This is a genomic window from Blattabacterium sp. DPU, assembly GCF_011290385.1.
Classification (GTDB): domain Bacteria; phylum Bacteroidota; class Bacteroidia; order Flavobacteriales; family Blattabacteriaceae; genus Blattabacterium.
On the sequence record NZ_CP049785.1, the window covers coordinates 60,006 to 82,507 of the forward strand.

The following is a 22,502-nucleotide window of genomic DNA, read 5'->3' on the forward strand; positions in this document are numbered from 1 at the left end:
TAAAAAAAATATGAATATTTGTACATTATGGTAAGTTTTATTAAAAAATATTTTTTTCTCATATTTATATGTAGTAATTTTTTACATTCTTCTGATTTAAAAAAAATGAGTGGAATAGCTATGATTATTGGAAATGATGTCATATTAGATTCTGATCTTAAAAATAGTAATAATAATAAATTACATTGTAACACTGATGTTATAGATGATTTTATCATTCAAAAATTAATGCTTTATTATGCAAAAAAAGATAAAAGCATACAAATTAGTGATCAAGAGTTAGAATTAAAAACTCAAGTCTTTTTATCAGATATGAGAAAAAAATATATCAATCAAGAAGAATTTTTAATACAATTTGAAAATAAAAATTTTTTAAAAGAATTAACTGAAAAAATTAAAAATAAACAGTATATAGAAAAATTTTATAACAAAATAACGGAAGGAATAGAAACCTCTCCTGAAGAGGTAAAATACTTTTTTACGAAAAAACAGTATAAAATTCCTTTTTTTCCCAAAAAAATATGCATTTCTTATATAATCTTTCATCCTAAATTAAGTATAATTAACAAAAAAAAAATAATTTATTTTCTAAATAAAATTAAAAAAGAAATACATTCTGACATTGATTTTTCCACTAAAGCTATTTTATTTTCTGAAGATAATTTATCAGCGTTACAAGGGGGTCTTGTAAAAGGAATGAAAATAAATAATCTTTCAAAAAAATTTGTAGATTATGTTCTTTCTTTAAAAGAAGGAGAAATATCTGAACCATTCGAAACAGATTTAGGATTTCATTTGATCAAATTGGATAAAAAAAGAAAAGATGATATTGATTTTAGACATATTTTAATAAAACCTAAATACTCAAAATATGAATTACATAAAACAAAATCATTTGCAGAACTATTTAGAAAACGTATTCTTAATAAGAAAATCGATTTAGAAAAAATATCTGATTTATTGAATCAAAATAATACAATTGATGTAATAGTACGGAATCAAGTTTGGTTAGAGGAAAATCAATTATCAAAAAAAATGAAAAAAATATTCCTTTTTTTAAAAAAAGGAAAAATCACTAATCCTTATAAGGAAATAATAAATGGAAAAGAAGCATTTGTTATGATCAAATTATTAGATAAAATTCCATCTAAACCCGTTTCTTTTGAAAAAGATTATACGATTTTAAAAAACTTTGTAATAAATATCAAAAAAAAAGAAAAAATAAAAAATTGGGCAAAAGAAATATTGAAAAAAACTTATTACTTAAAAATAAACTGTTAGTTTTTTTTATTGAAAGATTCTTTATATAATCCGGCATAATATCCATTCAATTGAATTAATTCCTGATGTGTCCCTTTTTCGACTATATATCCTTTATCAATAGCTAATATATTATCCGCATTTTCTAATGTAGAAAGACGATGAGTAATAATAATGGAAGTTTTATGTTTTGTCAAAAGATCTGTAGCATGATAAATTATTTTTTCTAATTCTTTATTTAAAGATGCTGTTGCTTCATCTAATATAAGTACAGAATAAGGATGCATTTGAACTCTTAAAAAAGAAATTAATTGTTTTTCTCCAATAGAGAGTAAGTTTCCTCTTTCTTTTACTATGAATTTGTATCCATTAGGCAATGATGTAATAAAATTATGTATTCCTATTTTTTTTGCCATTTTTTCTATTTTATTTATACTAATGGATGGATCGCCTAAAGTAATATTATTAATAATAGAATCATTAAACAGAAAAGTATCTTGTGTAACTACTCTTATATGAGATCTTAAATTTTTAAGTTCTATATCTTGAATAGAATGTCCATCAATCCAAATATTTCCTGTATTGATCTCATATAATCTAGAAATTAAATGAGTTATCGTCGATTTTCCAGAACCTGTTGATCCTACTATAGCAACTTTTTCTCCTGGTTTAATTTCAAAAGAAACTCCATTTAATACTTTTTCATCATCTATATAAGAAAAATGAACATTATTAAATACAATATGCCCTTTTAATTTTTCAAAACGCAAGTTTCCTCTATTAATAATAAATTCTGAAGAATTTAATATAGAAAATACTCGTTCTATTCCAGCTATGCCTCTTTGTATGATATTGAATCTATCTGCTATTTGTCTCATAGGACGAAAAAGAAGATAAATGAAAAAAATAAAAGCAATAATTTGTCCGGGTTTTACTTTTGCATAAAAACCTCCATAAAATATGACAATACTTATTGTTACCGCAGAAATTATTTCTACTATAGGAAAAAAAATAGAAAAATAAAAAATGGTTTTAAAATGAGCATTCATTAATTTATGATTAATAGATTTAAATTTTAAATATTCCTCTTTTTCTTTATGGAAAAGTTGAATAATAGACATTCCTATAATATTTTCTTGTAAAAAACTATTCAATCGTGAAGCTTGAATACGTTCTTCATGAAACGTTTTTTTTAAGGTTTTTTGAAAAAAACGAGTAATGATATATATAAAAGGAATAGTTATAAAAACTAAAAAAGATAATTTTCTATGGACCGTATACATCATAATAATAATCATTATTATTCTCAAAACATCTCCAGAAACAAGTAAAATTCCATCATTAAATATTACAGTTATAGTTTCTATATCTGATACAGAATAAGATACTAATTTTCCTATTGGAGTTTTATTAAAAAAGGAATTTTTAAAATGTAATAATTTTTCAAACAAAAGAATTCTTATTCTTTCAATTACATTTTGAGCTAATACATTAGAAAGATATAACAAAATAAAATGAAATATACTTTCTAAAAAAAGAAGTATAATAATTAACATTAATATATTTTTTAATCCTAAAAAATCCTTGTAAAGAATGTGAATATCAATAGCTTTTTGTATTAATTTAGGACGATAAGCAGATATAAAAGAAATTAGTATAGAAGTAGTAATTGTTGATATTAATATGAGTTTATAATTTAAACTAATTATAATTAATTGTTTTAAGGAGGATTTTTTTTTATTCAAATTTTTTTTCATAAAAAAATATCTTCTGGATATAGAATCTGAGTAAGAAATAGGCCACATGCTGGAACTATAAATTTGCAAAAATTAGAATTTTGTGATTCTATAATTTTTATAAATTCGTTAATACTTATTTTATTTCTTCCTACATCAATCAGTGTTCCTATAATACTCCTAACCATAGATCTTAAAAACCGATTAGCTTCAATAGTAAAACATAAAACATTGTTATACTCATACCAATGAGCATGATATATTTGACATATATTATTTTCTTTTACACTTTGATTTTTATTAGTTCTTTTTTTTTTACAAAAAGAACTAAAATCTTGATATTCCATAATTTTTTTTGAAGCTTCATTCATTTTTTGAATATTTAGAGGGTAAAAACAGTACCAAGAAAAATCTTGATTAAATGGATTTTTTTCGCGTGTTAAATAATATTTATATGTTCTTTTTATAGCATTAAATCTTGCATGAAAATTTTTTTTCACTGGAAAAATATTGAAAACTTTAATAGAATTAGGTAAAAAAACATTTAATCTGTTTACAAAATCATTTTTTATTTTTTTTTCATAATCAAAATGGGCAAACATTTGTTTAGCATGAACACCTTTATCCGTTCTACTAGCCCCTACAATATTTATAGATGTTTTCAATAATTTTGACAAACAATATTCTAATTTTTCTTCTACTGTATTTACTTTTTTCTGAATTTGCCATCCAAAAAAATGTTTACCATTATAAGATAATTCAATAAAAAATCTCAATTATAAAGTTGATTTAAACTTTCAATAATAATAGAACATCCCTTTTGGATTTCTTTTTTTGTGATAGTCAATGGAGGAGATATCCGTATAAAATTCCTATGAAATAAAAAACGAAATAATATTAATCCTTTTTTTAAACAAGTTTTTAAAACTTTTTCTACTGTTTCTTTGTTATTTAGTTCAATAGATAAAAGAAGTCCTTTTCCATGAATATTTTTGATTTCATGATGAATTAAATATTTCCTAATCCACTTTTCCTTTAATGAAACTTGTTCCATTATATTAGAATTGATAAGTTGATTTAAAGTAGCTAAAGAAGAAGAAGCAGAAACAGGATTTCCTCCAAAAGTAGTTAAATGGCCTAAAGGAGCAATATCAATAAAAGTTTTCATAATTTTTTCAGATGATACAAAACCACTAATAGGCATTCCTCCTCCCATTCCTTTTCCCATAATTAATATATCAGGAACAATTTCATAATGTTCAAATGCAAAAAGTTTTCCTGTTCTTCCAAATCCAGTTTGAATTTCATCAAGTATCATTAAAACATTTTTTTGATTGCACAGTTTTCTTACTTCTTTTAAAAAGGAATGATCAGGGAGTATGATTCCATAAGAACATTGAATCGTTTCTAAAATCACACAAGCTGTTTTTTCTGTAATAGAATTTATTAATTCCTCTATATGATTAAATGTAATAAATTTAACTAAAGGTAATAGAGGCCTAAAAGGCCTTTTATAATTTTCATATCCCATAATACTCATAGAACCATGTGTACTTCCATGATAAGACCATTTACTGGATATAATTTCTTCCTTTCCTGTATAACATTTAGCTAATTTTAAAGCTCCTTCTACTGCTTCTGTTCCTGAATTCACTAAGTAAGTGTTAGTAAGTGGATCTGGTATATTTTCTGATATTTTTTTACAAAGTCTAACACAAGGACTTTGTATGAATTCTCCATATACCATAGTATGTAAGTATTGATCTACTTGTTTTTTTATAGCTTTTTTTATTTTCTTATTTCCATGTCCTAATACATTCACGGAAACACCTGCTACAAAATCCAGATATTTTTTTCCATCTATTCCATAAATATAACTTCCTTCAGCATGACTTACCATAATATTCATAGGATATGGATTAATTTGAGTTTGATATTGAAAAAAATCTTTTTCTAATTCTTTCATACATACATAATAATTTTATTCTATTTATTTTTTATTATATTTTTCATTTTTACTTTTTCTAATAAACTTTCTTTTTTATACTTATCCATTTCTTTATATGCAAAAAATTTTTTATGGGGTTTATTTTTTTCTTTCCAAGAAAATTTAGGAAGATAAAGAAACTTATTATAAATTTCTTTATTATGTATTGGAATCAATTCTGAATATACTTCATCAGAAGAAGAAATTTTATTTATTTTTTTTGATTGATCAAAATATATTGATAAAATTTTACAAGATAATCTGTTCATTATTTTTTTTTCTTTATTATGAGTATTAAGAAAAATAATACTGTTAATATTTCCTTCTACCATAACTTTTTCTAAATAATTTTTATTAAAAAAACCAATCATAATATCTCCTTTTATCTGATTAAACTCTTTGGAGTTTATTTTTTCTGTATAGAAAGCATTTTGAATAATTTTTATTTTTTTTAAAAAATTATGATTTTCATTATCTTCAAAATGAATAGAGATAACATCTCCACTAATTTGTCGATTTTTCCCCCAAAATATAGGATTTCCATCAAATTGGATATAATTATTTGAAGATTTATAATTAAGAAAATTACATTTTCCTTGAATGTTTTCATTGAAATTCTGATTCAAAAAAAAACTTTCTACAGAAAAAGCTTGAATTGAATATGCATTATTTTTTTCTATATTTATTTTTAAAATGTTGGAATAAATAAAAATAGAATTATTTTTTGATGTTTTAATAATTTTGGGATTTCTTTCTAAAGTTAAAGAATTGGAATGAAAATCAAATTTTCCATATCCACTTGTCAAAAAATATTTTTTATTTGGATCTTCTAATAAAAGATCTTCAATGAATCCACATTTTTTTTTATGGTCAAAAAATAAATATTTTCCCTTTAAAATTCGTCCATTATAATGAATACTTACATAATTTTTAAATAAAAATATTTTTTTTTTCAATGAAAAAAATGCTTTATTAGCATAAATAAAATTATCAAAATTTTTTTTTTGTATAAAAATAGCTGTATTAAGAAAATTAACTTGATCTTGTTCTAAAAGATATTCTAATGCATTAGCATATATGATATAATTTTCATTAATCAATTGAATTTCATATTTTAATTCTATTTTTTTCTTATTAAGATAAAAAAAACCTTCTTTACTAGATATAGTAAAATCTCCATAATGAATAATGCTATTTTTCTTATAAAAAATTTGATTTAAAATCAAATTATATTCTAATGTATTAGTTTGTAATTTATTTTTACCAAAAAATAGGACCACATTATTGATAGCTTTAAATAGCTTTTTTTTTAGATTAAAATTAACGATATTCGCTATTAATTTGATTTTTTCTCGATATAGAACAACTTTACCTGATAATTGGAAATCGGAAAAATTTCCTTCTATATTTTGAGATATTATTTTATTTTTTCCTGATTCTAAATTTACATTTCCATACCCGTAAAATTTATGAATTTTTTTGTCATATATAATTTTATCACAAAAAAGATGATTATTTCTATATTTCAAATGAACGTTTCCTATTAAAACGAAAGATTGATGATAATTATCTATTATATCTGCATGAATTATTTGTACAGTTTCCCTTATATTATTAGAATGAGAAAATGTTTTATCAGGCGATAATAATAAAAAAATAATAAAAATTAAAAATCCATATTTCACAAAAAATAAGAATTGATTTAATTTTTGTATGCTATTAAAGATATTTCAACGTTGGCATTTTTAGGTAACCCAGATACTTGTATAGTTTCTCTAGCTGGATAATTACCTTTACAAAAAAATTTGGAATATATGTTATTTACTTTAGATAAATAACTCATATTTGTTACGAAAATAGAGGTTTTGACAACATTTTGAAATCCTATTCCATTTTCTGAAAGAATAATTTTGATATTTTCCATCACTTGTTTTGTTTCCATTTCGATATTTTTATCGGAAATTAATTTTTCTCTATTTTGATCTACAGCTATTTGTCCTGAAATAAATAAAAGATTTCCAACAAAAACACATGTACTATATGGTCCATAAGATGGTATTTTATAAATTGAAAATTTTTTTGGTGTCATAATTTAATTTTTTTCATTATACTGTATAATATTTCTAAAATTAGGATCTTTCAATCCTATAAAAAAAGACCAAGAACAATTCTCCCCTAGAATCCAATTGAAATTCATTTCAAAGCTTCTTAAATCTCTATGAAAAATAAGATTTGCGAATATGATTTTATTTTTCAATAAATCATAATCTGTGTGAAAATTAATTTTCCAATATTTTGTAATATTTATAGATCCATTCAAACTTAAAAAAGTTTGAAAAAATTTTTTTTTGTTGAAATAATTTTCATAATTAGAATGAAAATCAATTTTCAAATTCACCGGAATTGTATATCTTGCATAATTTTTCTGATCAAAAAAAAAGTAATCATAACGATTTTTTCCTTTTTTTTGAAATTCATTTTTTATAGGAAAAAAATTTATGTCATAATTAGAAGAAAAACAAAAATCGAAATATATCATTTTATTTTTTACAAAATTTATTCCTGTTTTATATTTTGCTTCCAAATTTTTTGTTAAATCAGCATTCCCCATAATATGAAATTTTTCCCATTTAATAAAATTATCATCAATAATAAATGAGGATTTTATTTCTTTTAATACTTCTATTTTTTTGTATATATTAACATGATTATATGTATCTCTTATCATCCAATTATTATCGATAATAAAATTTATTTTTTTTTCAAAATTATTTTTTACATTATAGAAAACAGGAGGAAAATATTTCATATGAAAAGATAAAATCGGTTTGATTTGATGTTTTAATAGAGTAGTATTTTTGAATTTCCAAATTTTATAAAATGGAATCGAAACTATATTTGTTAAAAAATCCATTTTTTGAATACTAGATATATAAAAAAAATCAGGAAAATTACATGTATAAAAATCATGATAAAAAATTTGAGATGAAATTTTTAAATAAGGATAAAAAAAAGGAAAATAAGTAGTCATACTCATGTCATGACTAAATTCAGTACGGAAATACTTTTTGTTATTAAAATCTATAAAATTTTTTAAATACAGTCTATTTTCAATATTTACCTGATTTAAAAAAAAGTTTTTTTTATTATTAAATAATATTTCTCTTGTATGTAAAATAAATTCTGGAATTATAAATCTTATTTTCCTATTTTTATCATGATTTTGAATCATATAAAAATCCATAAACCATAAATAATTAGATAACTTTTTTTTTATGTTTATGGAAGAAAAAACTTCATTTTGATTGTACAAAATATTACTATCATAATTAATATTTGCATTGAAATTTATTTTTTCAGATTTTAAATCTGAATCATGTTTCCATTGAAATAGATAATTTTTTTGATTTGAAAAATTTTGATAATTAAAATTAATAAATCCATGACAAGCATTTATCAATTTATATTTTATTATTGTTTTAATTCTCCATGTTTCAGTATTATATATGGAAGAATTCATCCTAAAATTTAGAACATCAGAAATAGGAAAAAATAATTCTAAATCTTCCATGTATATTTTTTTATTTTGAATTCCTAATTTTGGATACTTAATTTCATAAGAAGTCTGATTCAATTTTATAGGCATATAAAAAAAAGGAAAAAAAATAGGCATTGGGACTTTATACCAGTAAAAAAAAATAGGACCGGAAAAAATATATTTTTTTGAATGATAATATTTTAAATAATCTGTTTTTAAATAAAAATCAGGAAAATCATCTTTTTTTTTTAAAAAAAAAGGATCTGATATATATGTAATTTTTTTCATTACAAAATCATCGTTTTTTTTAAAAACCTCATCAGCTACAACGATATAATTTTTTTCTTTTATAGAAAATTTTTTTGCTTCTCCTATTTGATTATTTAAATTTAAGTGAATTTGATTGAAAAAATACTGATGTTCTCCCTTTTTCAAAAAAACATATTTATCTTTTGATTGAGCATACAAATCGCCATTTTTCCAATTAAATTCTATGTAATCTGATTCAATTTTTGTATTATAATATTCTATTGAAGCTTGTCCTTTTAAATATGATTTTCCTTTTTTTATATCGTGTTCTTGTATATTAGATTTGTATTTTAAAACATCTTTTAAAAAAGAAAAATTATTTTTTGTTTTATCATATATAACATTATCATTTTCTTTTTTTTCGTTTCCGTAAAAAGTATATGTTGAAAAAATGGATAACAATATGATATAAACGTAAAATTGAATTTGATACAAATTTATTTTATTTAATGAAAGAATGTTCACTAAAAAATTTTTTTTACATATAATTTATCCATACATAATCCTAATATTTCTAATATGGTTAAATTAAATATTGGATGATTCTTGTTTGGAGCTATTTCACACATAGGTTCTAAAACAAATCTACGTAAATGTAATAATGGATGTGGAATTGTCAAAATTAAACTACGTATGATGATATGATCGTAAAATAAAATATCTATATCTATTTCTCTATTTTGATATTCTTTCTTACAAAAATTTCTTTTTCTTCCTATGAGGTATTCTAAATTCAAAATATGTTTTAAAAGATCCACAGGAGAATAATTTGTTTTTATATGTAAGATCCTATTATAAAAAATAGACGAATTTTTCATATTCCATGCTTCGCTTTCAAAATATGATGAAATTTTAACAATCTTACCTATCTTTTGAGATATTAAAATCAAAGATTTATCCAAAAAATTTTTTTTATCTTCTTTGTTACTTCCTTGCAATAAGAATACATTATGTTCTTTCAAAAAAAAAGTTTTTAAATAAATTCAATATACTGAAAAACTGTATTTTTTATTTAAATTAGGTAAATATTTTCATAGAAAAAATATTGATGGGATTAGTAGTAGATTTTATGAAGAATCTTTTCACCCAAGAAATAGCTATAGATTTGGGAACGGCAAATACGCTGATTATGCATCAAAATAAGGTAATAGTAGATTTACCTTCAATAATCGCAATAGATGTAAGAACAAAAAAAGTATTAGCTGTAGGAGAGGAAGCTAAGCAAATGCAAGGAAAAACACATGAAAATATTAAAATATATAAACCATTGAAAGATGGAGTTATTGCTGATTATCAAGTTGCAGAACTTATGATCAAAGAATTTATTAAAAAAGTTCCAGGTGTCAATAACAAATTTTTTACTCCATCATTAACGATGGTTATTTGCATTCCATCTGGAATAACTGAAGTAGAAAAAAGAGCAGTGAAAGATTCTGCACAACATCTTAATGCTAAAGAAGTTTATCTTATTGAAGAACCTATGGCAGCTGCTATTGGTTCAGGTATTTCTGTAACTAAAGCAGAAGGAAATATGATTATTGATATAGGAGGTGGAACAACAGAATGCGGAGTAATAGCTTTAGGTGGAATAGTATGTCAAAAATCTATAAAAATAGCAGGAGATGTTTTTACTAATGATATAGCTTATTTCCTTCGTTCTAAGTATAATCTATATATTGGAGAAAGAACTGCAGAAAAAATAAAAATAGATATAGGAGCGGCTATGGAATCCATAGAAACACCTCCAGAGGATATTCACATACAAGGAAGAGATCTTCCGACAGGAAAACCAAAAGAAATGAATCTTTCTTATAAAGAAACGATTCCTGCTTTAGATAAATCTATTTTACGAATAGAAGATGCTGTGATGGAAACACTTTCTAGAACTCCTCCAGAACTTGCAGCAGACATTTATAAAACAGGAATATATATGGCTGGAGGAGGATCTCTTTTAAGAGGTTTAGATCAAAGAATATCTAATAAAACGGGTCTTTCTGTTTCTTTAGTAGAGGATCCTCTAAGAGCTGTAGTAAAAGGAACAGGTGTTGCGTTAAAAAATATTGATAAATTTACATTTTTAATGAAATAGGGTTGATAGATTAATTTTATGCGTGAATTTTTTAATTTTTTTTTGAAATGTCGTTTTTTTATTTTCTTTTTTTTACTAGAATCCGTAGCTATTTTTCTTTCTTTTTCAGATTCAAAAATTCATCAATATATTTATGCTGGTTCTTCCAATTTTATGATTGGAAAAATTTATGAAAGTATCTATAAGCTACGTAGTTATTTTTTATTAGAAATTGAAAATAAAAAACTTATAGATGAAAATAAAAGATTACGTGAGGATCTCATTTCTTCTAAAATTAGAAAAATATCTAGAGATTTTAAAGAAGAAAACATTAATTATTTACAAGAATATGTTTTTACTCCAGTACAAATTATTAATAATAGTATTTACGAACAGGAAAATTATATAACTATTAATAAAGGAAGTATAGACGGAATAAAACCAGACATGGGAATTATATTATCTGATGGAATCGCAGGAATTATTATAAAAACGTCTCCCCACTTTAGTATAGCAATTTCTCTTTTAAATTCCCAAATTAAAGTTAATGCTAGACTAAAAAAAAATAAATATTTTGGAACTTTAAGCTGGGATGGCTTAGATCATGAATATGTCATTTTATATGATATACCCAGACATTCCACTATACATAAAGGAGATATTGTAGAAACAGACGGAAAATCTGCTACTTTTCCTGAAGGAATACCAATTGGAAGAGTTCATTCCTATAAATTTGATGAAGAACATGCTAATTATATTATAAAAGTGAAACTTATGGCTAATTTTTCTACCATAGAAAATGCTTATGTTGTAAAAAATTTATTAAAAAAAGAATGGAATGAGGTTCAACTTTATAAAGTTGAAAATAAGCAATGAAATTAATCAAAAGTTTTATTATTTCTGTTTTTTATATTTTTTTTCTTTGTTTAATTCAAATATCTATATTAAATTCTTTATTTCTATTTTTAGGATATTATTTTTACATTTATGTTATTTTCATTTTGGTATATCCATATAATGAAAATAGATTTGCATTTTTATTTTTATCATTTTTAATAGGTTGTATTATAGATTATTGCATGAATTCTGGAGGAATTCATGCTTTTTCTTCTACTTTATCTGCTTTTTTAAGATTAAAATTTTTACAGTTTTTTGATGGAAAAAATTTTATAAATAGAAATGATTTCTCAATTTACGAATTACCTTTTCTTAGAAAAATACTTTATATATTTTCTTTAGTTGTTACACATCATTTTTCTTTGATAATATTAGAAGTGTTAAAAGGTGCTATTTTCAACAAAATTATTTTATTTAGAACAATATTTAGCAGTATTTTTACAACTGTTTTATGTATTATATATTTTTTTTTCAGAAAAATTAAACATTGAAAAACTTATATAAGTTTTATATATTATTGAGTTTTGTAGGTCTAATTTTGGTAATTAGATTATTTTATATACAAATATATACAGAAAAGTATATTCTGAATGCTTTTAATACTTCTATAAAACAGGAAATTATTATTCCTGAAAGAGGATCCATTTTTGATAGAAATGATAATCTATTAGTATTTAATAAATCTATTTACGAATTAATTGTTATTCCTATTCTTATAGATGAACATTTTAATGTTGTAGAATTTTGCAATCTTGTAGGAATTAATGAAAATACTTTTTCTAAAAATTTAGAAAAAGCAAAAGCTTATTCTAAATATTTACCATCTGTTTTTTTACCTTTTATTTCAAAGGAAAAATTTGCGACTATACAAGAAAAACTTTATAAATATAAAGGTTTTGATTGGACAAAACGTTCTCTTAGAGATTATAAGGTAGATAGTTCGGCTAATGTTTTAGGATACATAGGAGAAGTCACTCAAAAAGATATTAAAAAGGAATCTAATTATTATCAAATGGGAGATTTTATCGGTTGGGCTGGAGTAGAAAAGTCTTATGAAAAAATATTAAGAGGAAAAAAAGGAGTTAAATATTGGGTAAGAGATAGAAAAGGATGTATTATAGGAAGTTATAATAATAGTAAAAATAATGTAAAAGCTATAAGTGGAAATGATATTTCTTTAACTATAGATTGGAATTTACAAAATTATGTAGAACAACTTATGTATAAAAAAAAGGGAGGAATAGTTGCTATAAATCCAAAAAATGGAGAGATTTTATCTTTAGTATCTAGTCCTATTAATAATCCCAATTTATTTGTAGGAATAAATCGTTCTAAGGAATTTAAAAAATTAATGAAAGATACAATAGATAATCCTTTATTTGATAGGACAACACAAGCTCGTTATCCTCCAGCTTCTCCATTTAAATTGCTAACTGAATTAGCGGGTCTTCAAATGGGAGTAGTAGATACTAATACTACTTTTATATGTTATAAAGGATTTAGATATGGAAGAAAAAGAATTCATTGTCATTCTGGTATACATGGATTACCTATAGGAATAGAAACTGCTGTTGCCGTTTCTTGTAATAATTATTTTGCACAAGTTTATAAACGTGTTATAGAAAAATATCCTAAAAATTTGACAAAAGGATTGAATGAATGGTGTGATATTATAAAAAGTTTTGGCTTTGGAAATTATTTATATAACGATTTAGCTACAGGAGAAAAAGGAGTTATTCCTTCTGGAGATTATTATAATAAAAAATATGGAAATACAAAATGGAATGCCATTACTATTATTTCTAATAGTATTGGTCAAGGTGAAATAAATGTTACTCCTATACAATTAGCTAATATGGTTTGTGCTATAGCAAATAGAGGATTTTTCTATACTCCACATATAGTAAAACGAATTAATCATAAACCGATATCTAATCCTAATTATACTGTAGCTAAATATACAAAAGTTAAAAGTAAATATTTTGATTTCATTATTAATGGTATGGAAAAAGTTTTCATTATTGGAACTGGAAGAAGTTTTAAATCATCTGACATTAGAATGGCTGGAAAAACAGGAACGGCTCAAAATTTCATTAAAATGAATCAGAAAATAATTTCTTTACCCGATCATTCTATTTTTATATTGTTTGCTCCAGTAGAAGATCCTAAAATTGCTATTTCTGTTATAATAGAAAATGGAGGTTTTGGATCTCGTTGGGCGGGACCTATTGCTAGTCTTATTGCAGAAAAGTATATAAAAAATAATGTAAGTAGAAAAAGTCTTGAAAAAAAAATTATGACTTCAGGACTACAAAAAGTGTATAATACAATAGCAAAAATGAAAAAATTTAATATTTTAAACAATTCTTATACAAAAAATAATATTGCTAAAAAGAAATAAAATATTGTTCAGAAACATAGATTGGGGAGTTGTTGTCATTTACATGATTATGATTTTTTTTGGATGTATGAATTTATCTTCCGTTTCTACTGAAAAAGCAGAAAAACAATTAATATGGATATTATTAAGTTTTATTTTCATATTTGTTATATTTTTATTTAAACCTATTCATTATAAACATATAACTCCATTTTTATTTTTATTTACGTTGTTTCTTTTAATTGGAGTATTTTTTTTTGGAAAAAATATAAATGGAGCAAAATCTTGGTATGTTTTTGGCTCTATTAGTTTTCAACCATCTGAGTTAGCTAAAATATCAACATCTTTAATGATAGCTCATATTATGAGTCAAGAAGATATCAAGAATAATAATAAAGCATTATTACATATATCTATTATATTAGTGTTGCCTGCTTTTTTAATATTTTTGCAACCTGATCCTGGTTCTTCTATAGTTTTTTCTTCTTTTCTTCTTACATTATATAGAGAAGGATTATCTATTTATTTTATACTTTATTCTTTATTTTATGTTCTTTTATTTGTAATTTCGTTGAATTTATCTCCTTGGATTGTAGTTTCACTTTTATTTATTTTTTTCGTTTTATTTTATTTTTTAAAAAAAAGAACATCATTTTTCGATTTATTTTTTTATATATTTTTATTTATTAGTTTTTCACTTTTTTCTATTTTTTCTCCATTTTTTTTTCAAAAATTTTTAAAACAACATCATAAAGATAGAATCAATATTTTATTTCAAAACGAATTTGACAGAAAATATAGAGATAACGTAGGATATAATTTATTATATTCTAAAACAGCTATTGGTTCAGGAAAATTTTTTGGAAAAGGATATAAAAAAGGAACTGTAACAAAAGGAAAATTTGTTCCTGAACAACATACTGATTATATTTTTTGTACAATAGGAGAGGAATGGGGTTTTGTAGGAAGTATAATTTTTATTCTATTTTATTTATTATTTATTAGTCGTATTTATTTTTTATCTGAAAGACAAAAAGATATTTTTGGTAGAATTTTTGGATATTCGGTTGGAAATATTCTTTTTATTCATCTAATTATTAATTTAGGAATGGTTATGGGCCTTTTTCCAACAATAGGAATTGTTTTACCTTTTTTTAGTTATGGAGGATCATCTCTTTGGTCTTTTACTATTTTATTATTTATCTTTATAAGAATAGATGCATCAGATCAAACTAGTTTGATCTGATTTTTAGGGGCTGATTTTGGATTTGACAGCAATATTAGTAATAAAAGATAGCATATCGTGTCACGTAAGGTATTACACGAAAATAAAGCGTTACAAAATATATAAATGGCGAAAAAGAATACGCTTTTGCTGCTTAGTAAATAGCCTTAGTCTGCAAAAATGCAGAAGCAAAATATCTCTCAGAAATTTTTCCTTATAATTTCTGATCTAGAGGTACTAATAAGTTTTAAGGATAAGAAAACAGATGATTCTGAGGTTTTCTGAACCTAAATTTTGAATCTTCAGTTTTTATTCTAGATCCAAAACTGGAATGGAAATGTAGAAATTTTATTTTGGATAAGTATGTAGAAATCTTTTATACTACTTGTTTGGACGCGGGTTCGAATCCCGCCAGCTCCATTTATTCATTAAAACGTTATATAAAATAAAAAAAATTGAATTTCTTATATACTGTATATTTTCGGGCATTTTGTTGGGATTAGGATGGCCTACTGATGGAGATCCCATATATTTATTTATGGCTTTTGTTCCTTTATTGTATATAGAAAATTATTTGAATTCTTCTCTATTTTATATTTTTTTATTTTCTTTTATTACTTTTTTAACATGGAATGCTATTTCTACATGGTGGTTATCTTATGCAAGAAGAACTAATGGTACTTTTGCATTAGAAGCTTATTTAATTCCTATATTATTGAATGCTCTTTTTATGTCAGTTGTTTTTTCTTTTTATTCATGTATTAAAAAACATGTAAAAAATAAAAGAATAGGATATGTATTTCTGATTAGTCTATGGATTTCATTCGAAAAAATGCATTTAGAGTGGGAATTATCTTGGCCATGGTTAAACTTAGGAAATGGATTCGCTAATCGGACAGAATGGATTCAATGGTATGAATACACAGGTATTTTAGGAGGTTCTATATGGATATGGATCGTTAATATTGGTTTTACAGAATCTATTATTAAGTATAAAAAAGATAAAAATATTTTATCATTCTACAATAGAATATTTTTTAATATAGGAATAATTTTTTTTATGATTTTTGTTTCAAACCTCATATACACAAAATATAAAAAAAATCAATATGATCGTACTGCAAATGTATTAATTTTACAACCTAACATTGATCCATATCATCAAAAATATTGTATTTCAACTAATGAATTAGTTTCAAAATTAAAAAGATTAATAGATCGAAAAATATCTAAAGAATCTATGATAATCATAGCTCCAGAAACCATGTTTACAGAAAAAATACAAATAAAAAATATAAGTAAAAATAAAATCGTTTCTTCATTCAAAGATTACTTGAAAAAAAAATCTCCAAATACAGTGTTTATAACGGGAGTAGAATTAATATCTTTATATCAAAAAAATATAAGTAAAACTTCCATTCCCATTTTATTGAAAAAAATGAAAAATATACAATGGATAGATATTTTTAATTCAGTAATTCAAATAGGAACAAATAAAAATATTGAATTTCATCATAAATCTAAACTAGTTCCAGCAGTTGAAACTTTTCCTTATAAAAAAATATTTTCACCTATATTAGGAAATATATTACTTAATTTTGGAGGAACTGTAATAGAACTGGGAAAAGAAAATCATCCTTCTGTTTTTCAACATCCTTATTTAGGAATAAAAATAGCCCCTATTATTTGTTATGAATCCGTTTTTGGAGAATATGTTTCTAATTTTTTTAGAAAAAAAAATGTAGAATTACTGGCTATTATTACTAATGATGGATGGTGGGGTTTTTCTCAAGGACATAAACAACATATGTATTATGCGAGAATCAGAGCGATTGAAAATCGAAAATATGTAGCTAGATCTGCAAATACAGGTATTTCTTGTTTTATTGATGAAAAAGGAGAAATTATATCATCTATTCCTTATGGAAAGGAAGGTTTTTTATATAAAAAAATACATCTCAATAAAAAGAAAACTTTTTATATAAAATATGGAGATTTTCTTTATAAAATTTGTTTATTGACAATGATTATAATTTTATTATATACTATCATATGTAATATATATAAAATATGAAAAAATTTTAATTTTTATTTAATTTTATATAAGCTTCTCCTATATGATTAACAATATCATAAGCTATCATGGCTTCTTTACTGAATTTTTTTGAGGCAATATCTCCAGCTAATCCATGTAAATAAACTCCCATAATACATGATTCTTTTTCAGAATATCCTTGAGATAATAAACTCATGATCATTCCAGTAAGAACATCTCCACTTCCAGCTGTTGCCATTCCTGAATTTCCTGTGCTATTAAAATATAAATTTCCATTAGGATCTGAAATAATAGAATAAGCCCCCTTTAATACAATAAAAATTGTATATTTTTTAGACATTTTTTTTAAAAAATGTAATTTTTCATAATCGTTTTTCCATGATCCGCATAATTTTTTAAATTCTTTCGGATGTGGAGTAAGAATAGTTTTTTCAGGAAGAAGATTCAATAATTCTAATTGAGATGATAATATATTTATAGCATCTGCATCAATTACCATAGGTATTTTTTTTTTCTTATTTTTTAAATTTAAAAAAAAAGATTCTAAAGCATATTTAGTTTTAGTATGAATGCCCATTCCCACTCCTATTCCTATTGCATTTATATTTTCATTATAATTAATAATATTACTTATCCGATATTTATTGATATCTGTATAAACAATAGCTTCTGGAAGTGCATTTTGAATAATATGATATCCACAAGAAGGAATATATACACTTAATTTTCCTATTCCAGTACGAAAACTAGCCGTTGCAGAAAGGACAACAGATCCTATCATACCAAAACTTCCGCCTATAATGATTCCATGACCATAATTTCCTTTATGTGAAAATTTTTTCCTAATTTTTTTTTTATATATAGCATAAATAAATTCATTATTAATAAAAAAATTTTTTGTTTCCATCTTACGAATACAATCATCTTTCCATCCAATATTTATCAAATACCACTTTCCAACATAATCTACATAATTTGGTAACAAAAAAGGTAATTTTGGAACTTGGAAAGTTAAAGTATGAGTAGCTTTGATTATTCCGTTAAAATTATCATGGTTTTTTTCTATAAATAATCCAGATGGAATATCTATAGATATAACCGCTTTGAATTTTTTTTCGTTGATATAATGAAAAAAAGATTTCCAATATTTGTTGATTGTACGATTGAATCCTATACCAAAAATAGCATCAATAAGATAACTTTCCGGATTAAAAAAAGGAAATTTTTCTTCTTCATAAATCGTTTGAAAATTTATTTTATGTTGTAATATTTTATTTTTATTTTTTAAAAAATCATTTGAATAATGACAAGAAATATTGACTTCATATACCGAAACTTTTGCTCCGTATAAGTGTAACATATAAGATAAGGAGAGGCCATCTCCTCCATTATTTCCTTTTCCAACTAATACTATAAATGGAATTTTTGTAATTTTTAAATATTTATTATGAATTATCCAGTTGAAACAACTTTTAGCAGCTTTTTCCATTAATTGAGTAGAAGAAATAGATTCGGAATCAATACAATGTTGATCTGCTTTTCTAATTTGATTTAAAGAAAGAATTTTCATTTTTTAAAATGAATTTATTATTTTTGATTTTGTCAGTTTTCTATTTTGATGAAAAAGTGAAATCTGATTAGTATCTGCAAATATAAAACGATTAATCTAGATGGCCGAGTATAATTTGACCCTTCCAGCCATGGGTGAAAGTATAGCCGAGGCTACTATCATTCGTTGGTTAAAAAAAGAGGGAGATTCTGTAAAAAAAGAAGATCTTTTAGTAGAGATAGCTACAGATAAAGTAGATTCTGAAATATCTTCTCCTGTCAATGGTATTTTGAAAAAAAAATTATTTGCTCCTAATGAAGTTGCTAAAGTGGGGAGTTTTATTGCTATTTTAGAAACGGAAGAAAAATATTCTTTAGAGGAGATTCCAATAGAAAAAAAGAAAAAACGCTTTTATTCTCCTCTTGTCCGTACTATTGCCAATAAAGAAGGAATTAGTTTGTATGAATTGGATACCATAGAAGGAACTGGAGATAAAGGACGTCTTACTAAAAAAGATATATTAGAATACATCCGTATTAAAAATAATACGATTGTTATTCCTAATCATGTTATAAGTACTAAAAATAATGAAGAAATCATTGAAATGGATAGAATGCGTAAAATTACTGCAGAACATATGGTTAGTAGTAAAAATATTTCCGCACATGTTACTTCTTTTGTTGAAGCGGATGTGACTAATATAGTAAAATGGAGAGAAAAAATAAAAGACACTTTTCAGAGGAATACAGGAGAAAAATTAACCTTAATGTCCGTTTTTGTAGAATGTGTAGTGAAAGCCATAAAAGATCTTCCTATGATAAATATTTCCGTAAATGGAACAAGCATAATAAAAAAAAGAAATATTCATATAGGATTAGCTACAGCTTTACCTAATGGTAATTTAATTGTTCCTGTTATAAAAAATGCAGATTCTTATAATTTGGTAGGATTAATAAAAATAATTAATGATTTGATAAAAAGAGCGAAATCTAATCAATTAAAGCCTGAAGAAATACAAGGAGGTACTTATACTATAAGTAATATAGGTAGTTTTGGAAATCTTTTTGGCACACCGATCATACATCAGCCACAAGTAGCTATTATGGCGATAGGTTTAATTCAGAAAAAATTGTCTATAATAGAAACTCCAAAAGGAGATTTAATAGGGATAAGACATAAAACTTATTTATCTCATTCTTATGATCATCGTGTAATAGATGGTGTTTTAGGTGGATGTTTTGCTAAAAAAGTAGCTTTATATTTAGAAAAATTTAATTGTTATACAAAAATATAATATTATGGAAATTAGTTTTGATGCACTTATTGAAATTCCTAAAGGAAGTAGAAATAAATATGAATTTGATAAAAAAAATAATCTAATTCGATTAGATCGAGTATTATATTCTCCCATGAGTTATCCTACAGATTATGGTTTTGTTCCAAAAACTCTTTCTATGGATGGAGATCCATTAGATGTATTAGTTTTTTTAACAGAACCTACAATTCCGGGTTGTTTAATAAAAGTAAAACCTATAGGAATTTTTTTTATGATAGATGAAAAAGGAGAAGACGAAAAAATTATTTGTGTTCCCGTTTCAGATCCCAATTATAATATTATAAACAATATAGATGAAATTGCTTTACATACTAAAAAAGAAATAGAACATTTTTTTTTGGTATATAAAGATTTAGAAAACAAAAAAGTAAAAATAGGAAACTGGAAAGATCAAAAAGAAGCTATATATGTATATAAACAATCTTGTTTGCGGTATCAAAATTCTTTAACGAAAATGTAATTCTTTTAATTTTTCTTTTTCTAAAAAAGATGGAGCATTTATCATTATATCTTTTCCATAATTATTTTTTGGAAAAGCAATGAAATTTTTTATATTATCATTTCCTTCTAAAAGATTAATTAGTCGATCTAATCCAAAAGCTATTCCTCCATGAGGAGGAATACCATATTCAAAGGCTTTGATAAAAAAACCAAATTTAGATTCTATTTCTTTTTGAGATAATCCTAAATGTTTAAAAATTAAATTTTGTATTTTTTTATTATGAATGCGTATAGATCCACTACCAATCTCTATTCCATTTATAATCAAATCATAAGATTTAGAACGAATCTTTTTTGGATTTATTTCCAATAAATAAATATCCTCCTCTTTTGGACTAGTAAACGGATGATGTACAGATTTATATTTTTTAGATTTTTCTTCCCATTCTAAAAGAGGTAAATCTGTAATCCATAAAGGTTTAAAAATTTTATAATTTTTTAAATTCAAAAAATCTGCTATTTTTGATCGTATTTTTCCAAGTTCTTTTCTAGTATCTCTTTTTTTCCCATAGGAAAAAAATAATAATTCACCAGGTATAGCTTCAAAATGTTTGATAAATATTTTTATAATTTTATCGTTTAAAAATTTTTGTTTAGAATAAAGTAAAGTTTTATCATATAAATATTTTATCCAAAAAAAATTTTTTTTTTCTATTTTTTTCAAGAAAGAATTAATTTCATTATTATTGTTATTGTCCTGGAATCTTTCGACTTTAATTCCTATTACCAATTCTTGTTTTTTCAAAAAATTAATATCTTTTTTTTGAACTAAATCATTTAATTCTACAAAAGACATATTAAAACGAATATCAGGAGAATCTGTACCATACTTTTTTATAGCATCAAAATAAGAAATACAAGGAAAAGAATCTAATTGAATATTCTTAATTTTTTTAAAAATATGTTTAATAAAATGTTCGAAAAATACTAATACATCATGAACTTTCACAAAAGACATTTCACAATCTATTTGAGTGAATTCTATTTGTCTATCAGAGCGAGAGTCTTCGTCTCTAAAGCATTTAACAATTTGAAAATATTTATCTATACCTCCTATCATCAATAATTGTTTAAATAATTGTGGAGATTGAGCTAATGCATAGAATTTATTAATATGAGTTCTAGAAGGAACAACAAAACTTCTGGCTCCTTCTGGAGTTGAATTTATCAAAACAGGAGTTTCTACTTCAAGAAATCCATTTTTAGACAGAAAATTACGTATTTCCAAAGATAAATTATGACGAGCGATTAAATTATTTTTAATAGGATTTCGTCTAATATCAAGATATCGATAAATCATCCTAATCTCTTCATTTCCATCTGTTTTATTTTCTATAGTAAAAGGAAGAGATAAAGATGAATTTAATAATTCTATATGATCAATTGATATTTCTATTTCTCCTGTGGAAATATTATAATTTTTAGATAATCTTTCTACTACCTTTCCTTTTACTTGAATTAAATATTCTTTTCCCAGAAAAAAATTTTTTTTTACTGATTTTTTAGAAATAATTAATTGTGTAATACCAAAATAATCTCTAATATCTATAAAAAATAAAGATCCTAAATTCCTTATTTTTTGAATCCAACCAGACAATATTACTTCTTTTCCTACATCTTTTATATTTAATTCTCCACAATTATGTGTTCTATACATATA

At 23.7% G+C, this 22,502-nt stretch carries 18 protein-coding genes and 1 other RNA gene; 10 read left to right on the forward strand and 9 right to left on the reverse strand.

All coding sequences use genetic code 11. The features are described 5' to 3' along the window. Positions 1 to 27 precede the first annotated feature (27 nt). A complete protein-coding gene (locus tag G9C01_RS00280) occupies positions 28 to 1,281 on the forward strand; it encodes a peptidylprolyl isomerase (protein WP_166264929.1) in 1,254 nt (417 codons plus the stop codon). Here G9C01_RS00280 and G9C01_RS00285 read toward each other — a convergent pair. Genes G9C01_RS00285 through folK form a run of 7 tightly spaced genes read right to left on the reverse strand, consistent with a single transcriptional unit; the run spans position 1,278 to position 9,792 of the window. After that, positions 1,278 to 3,017: an ABC transporter ATP-binding protein gene (locus G9C01_RS00285; RefSeq protein ID WP_166264932.1), complete on the reverse strand. Its 1,740-nt coding sequence runs from the start codon at positions 3,015 to 3,017 to the stop codon at positions 1,278 to 1,280. The two genes, G9C01_RS00280 and G9C01_RS00285, sit on opposite strands and share 4 nt — an antisense overlap. Next, the gene (gene truA, locus G9C01_RS00290; RefSeq protein ID WP_166264935.1) at positions 3,014 to 3,772 is read right to left on the reverse strand and encodes a tRNA pseudouridine(38-40) synthase TruA; all 759 of its coding nucleotides are present in this window, start codon (positions 3,770 to 3,772) and stop codon (positions 3,014 to 3,016) included. The genes G9C01_RS00285 and truA overlap by 4 nt, the downstream gene beginning before the upstream one ends. Then, the gene (locus G9C01_RS00295) at positions 3,769 to 4,962 is read right to left on the reverse strand and encodes an aspartate aminotransferase family protein (RefSeq protein WP_166264938.1); all 1,194 of its coding nucleotides are present in this window, start codon (positions 4,960 to 4,962) and stop codon (positions 3,769 to 3,771) included. The genes truA and G9C01_RS00295 overlap by 4 nt, the downstream gene beginning before the upstream one ends. A 20-nt stretch (positions 4,963 to 4,982) precedes the next feature. After that, positions 4,983 to 6,668: an LptA/OstA family protein gene (locus G9C01_RS00300; protein ID WP_242673941.1), complete on the reverse strand. Its 1,686-nt coding sequence runs from the start codon at positions 6,666 to 6,668 to the stop codon at positions 4,983 to 4,985. 17 nt (positions 6,669 to 6,685) lie between these two features. Beyond that, the gene (locus G9C01_RS00305; RefSeq protein WP_166264941.1) at positions 6,686 to 7,072 is read right to left on the reverse strand and encodes a RidA family protein; all 387 of its coding nucleotides are present in this window, start codon (positions 7,070 to 7,072) and stop codon (positions 6,686 to 6,688) included. A gap of 3 nt (positions 7,073 to 7,075) precedes the next feature. After that, positions 7,076 to 9,295 (reverse strand): putative LPS assembly protein LptD, encoded by a 2,220-nt coding sequence (locus G9C01_RS00310; RefSeq protein ID WP_242673942.1) that lies wholly within the window; start codon positions 9,293 to 9,295, stop codon positions 7,076 to 7,078. Beyond that, a complete protein-coding gene (gene folK, locus G9C01_RS00315; protein ID WP_166264944.1) occupies positions 9,295 to 9,792 on the reverse strand; it encodes a 2-amino-4-hydroxy-6-hydroxymethyldihydropteridine diphosphokinase in 498 nt (165 codons plus the stop codon). Before folK ends, G9C01_RS00310 begins: the two co-directional genes overlap by 1 nt. Positions 9,793 to 9,878: 86 nt before the next feature. Here folK and G9C01_RS00320 point away from each other — a divergent pair, with 86 nt between their 5' ends. The 7 genes from G9C01_RS00320 to lnt all read left to right on the forward strand — a co-directional run bounded on the left by G9C01_RS00320 (position 9,879) and on the right by lnt (position 17,474). Then, complete coding sequence (locus G9C01_RS00320; protein WP_166264947.1) at positions 9,879 to 10,919, forward strand: rod shape-determining protein; 1,041 nt, start codon at positions 9,879 to 9,881, stop codon at positions 10,917 to 10,919. Positions 10,920 to 10,937: 18 nt separating this feature from the next. Beyond that, the gene (gene mreC / locus G9C01_RS00325; protein WP_166264950.1) at positions 10,938 to 11,774 is read left to right on the forward strand and encodes a rod shape-determining protein MreC; all 837 of its coding nucleotides are present in this window, start codon (positions 10,938 to 10,940) and stop codon (positions 11,772 to 11,774) included. Next, positions 11,771 to 12,286 carry a hypothetical protein gene (locus G9C01_RS00330; protein ID WP_166264953.1) on the forward strand — a complete coding sequence of 172 codons (516 nt, stop codon included), beginning with the start codon at positions 11,771 to 11,773 and terminating at the stop codon, positions 12,284 to 12,286. The genes mreC and G9C01_RS00330 overlap by 4 nt, the downstream gene beginning before the upstream one ends. Then, entirely contained in the window at positions 12,283 to 14,196 is a 1,914-nt protein-coding gene (gene mrdA / locus G9C01_RS00335; protein ID WP_166264956.1) for a penicillin-binding protein 2, read from the forward strand. The genes G9C01_RS00330 and mrdA overlap by 4 nt, the downstream gene beginning before the upstream one ends. Continuing rightward, a complete protein-coding gene (gene rodA / locus G9C01_RS00340; protein ID WP_166264959.1) occupies positions 14,180 to 15,421 on the forward strand; it encodes a rod shape-determining protein RodA in 1,242 nt (413 codons plus the stop codon). The genes mrdA and rodA overlap by 17 nt, the downstream gene beginning before the upstream one ends. A gap of 6 nt (positions 15,422 to 15,427) precedes the next feature. Beyond that, positions 15,428 to 15,823, forward strand: a transfer-messenger RNA (tmRNA) gene (ssrA, locus tag G9C01_RS00345). A gap of 67 nt (positions 15,824 to 15,890) precedes the next feature. Continuing rightward, positions 15,891 to 17,474 carry an apolipoprotein N-acyltransferase gene (gene lnt, locus G9C01_RS00350; protein WP_242673944.1) on the forward strand — a complete coding sequence of 528 codons (1,584 nt, stop codon included), beginning with the start codon at positions 15,891 to 15,893 and terminating at the stop codon, positions 17,472 to 17,474. Between the two features lie 7 nt (positions 17,475 to 17,481). Here the strand turns inward: lnt and G9C01_RS00355 are convergent, their stop codons facing one another. After that, complete coding sequence (locus tag G9C01_RS00355) at positions 17,482 to 19,026, reverse strand: NAD(P)H-hydrate dehydratase (protein ID WP_166264962.1); 1,545 nt, start codon at positions 19,024 to 19,026, stop codon at positions 17,482 to 17,484. A gap of 100 nt (positions 19,027 to 19,126) precedes the next feature. Here G9C01_RS00355 and G9C01_RS00360 point away from each other — a divergent pair, with 100 nt between their 5' ends. Together G9C01_RS00360 and G9C01_RS00365 are read left to right on the forward strand one after the other, a co-directional pair. Continuing rightward, complete coding sequence (locus G9C01_RS00360; protein WP_166264965.1) at positions 19,127 to 20,299, forward strand: dihydrolipoamide acetyltransferase family protein; 1,173 nt, start codon at positions 19,127 to 19,129, stop codon at positions 20,297 to 20,299. A 4-nt stretch (positions 20,300 to 20,303) separates the two neighbouring features. Next, positions 20,304 to 20,801 carry an inorganic diphosphatase gene (locus tag G9C01_RS00365; RefSeq protein WP_166264968.1) on the forward strand — a complete coding sequence of 166 codons (498 nt, stop codon included), beginning with the start codon at positions 20,304 to 20,306 and terminating at the stop codon, positions 20,799 to 20,801. Here G9C01_RS00365 and aspS read toward each other — a convergent pair. Continuing rightward, positions 20,787 to 22,499 (reverse strand): aspartate--tRNA ligase, encoded by a 1,713-nt coding sequence (gene aspS, locus G9C01_RS00370; RefSeq protein WP_166264971.1) that lies wholly within the window; start codon positions 22,497 to 22,499, stop codon positions 20,787 to 20,789. The genes G9C01_RS00365 and aspS overlap by 15 nt on opposite strands. Positions 22,500 to 22,502 lie beyond the last annotated feature (3 nt).

Bases quoted from the DNA above. Each gene is read 5' to 3' on its own strand.
- G9C01_RS00280 (WP_166264929.1), top strand. From the start codon at position 28: ATGGTAAGTTTTATTAAAAAATATTTTTTTCTCATATTTATATGTAGT.
- G9C01_RS00360 (WP_166264965.1), top strand. From the start codon at position 19,127: ATGGCCGAGTATAATTTGACCCTTCCAGCCATGGGTGAAAGTATAGCC.
- aspS (WP_166264971.1), bottom strand. From the start codon at position 22,499: ATGTATAGAACACATAATTGTGGAGAATTAAATATAAAAGATGTAGGA.
- G9C01_RS00285 (WP_166264932.1), bottom strand. From the start codon at position 3,017: ATGAAAAAAAATTTGAATAAAAAAAAATCCTCCTTAAAACAATTAATT.
- G9C01_RS00320 (WP_166264947.1), top strand. From the start codon at position 9,879: ATGGGATTAGTAGTAGATTTTATGAAGAATCTTTTCACCCAAGAAATA.
- G9C01_RS00305 (WP_166264941.1), bottom strand. From the start codon at position 7,072: ATGACACCAAAAAAATTTTCAATTTATAAAATACCATCTTATGGACCA.
- mreC (WP_166264950.1), top strand. From the start codon at position 10,938: ATGCGTGAATTTTTTAATTTTTTTTTGAAATGTCGTTTTTTTATTTTC.
- G9C01_RS00330 (WP_166264953.1), top strand. From the start codon at position 11,771: ATGAAATTAATCAAAAGTTTTATTATTTCTGTTTTTTATATTTTTTTT.
- G9C01_RS00355 (WP_166264962.1), bottom strand. From the start codon at position 19,026: ATGAAAATTCTTTCTTTAAATCAAATTAGAAAAGCAGATCAACATTGT.
- G9C01_RS00365 (WP_166264968.1), top strand. From the start codon at position 20,304: ATGGAAATTAGTTTTGATGCACTTATTGAAATTCCTAAAGGAAGTAGA.
- G9C01_RS00295 (WP_166264938.1), bottom strand. From the start codon at position 4,962: ATGAAAGAATTAGAAAAAGATTTTTTTCAATATCAAACTCAAATTAAT.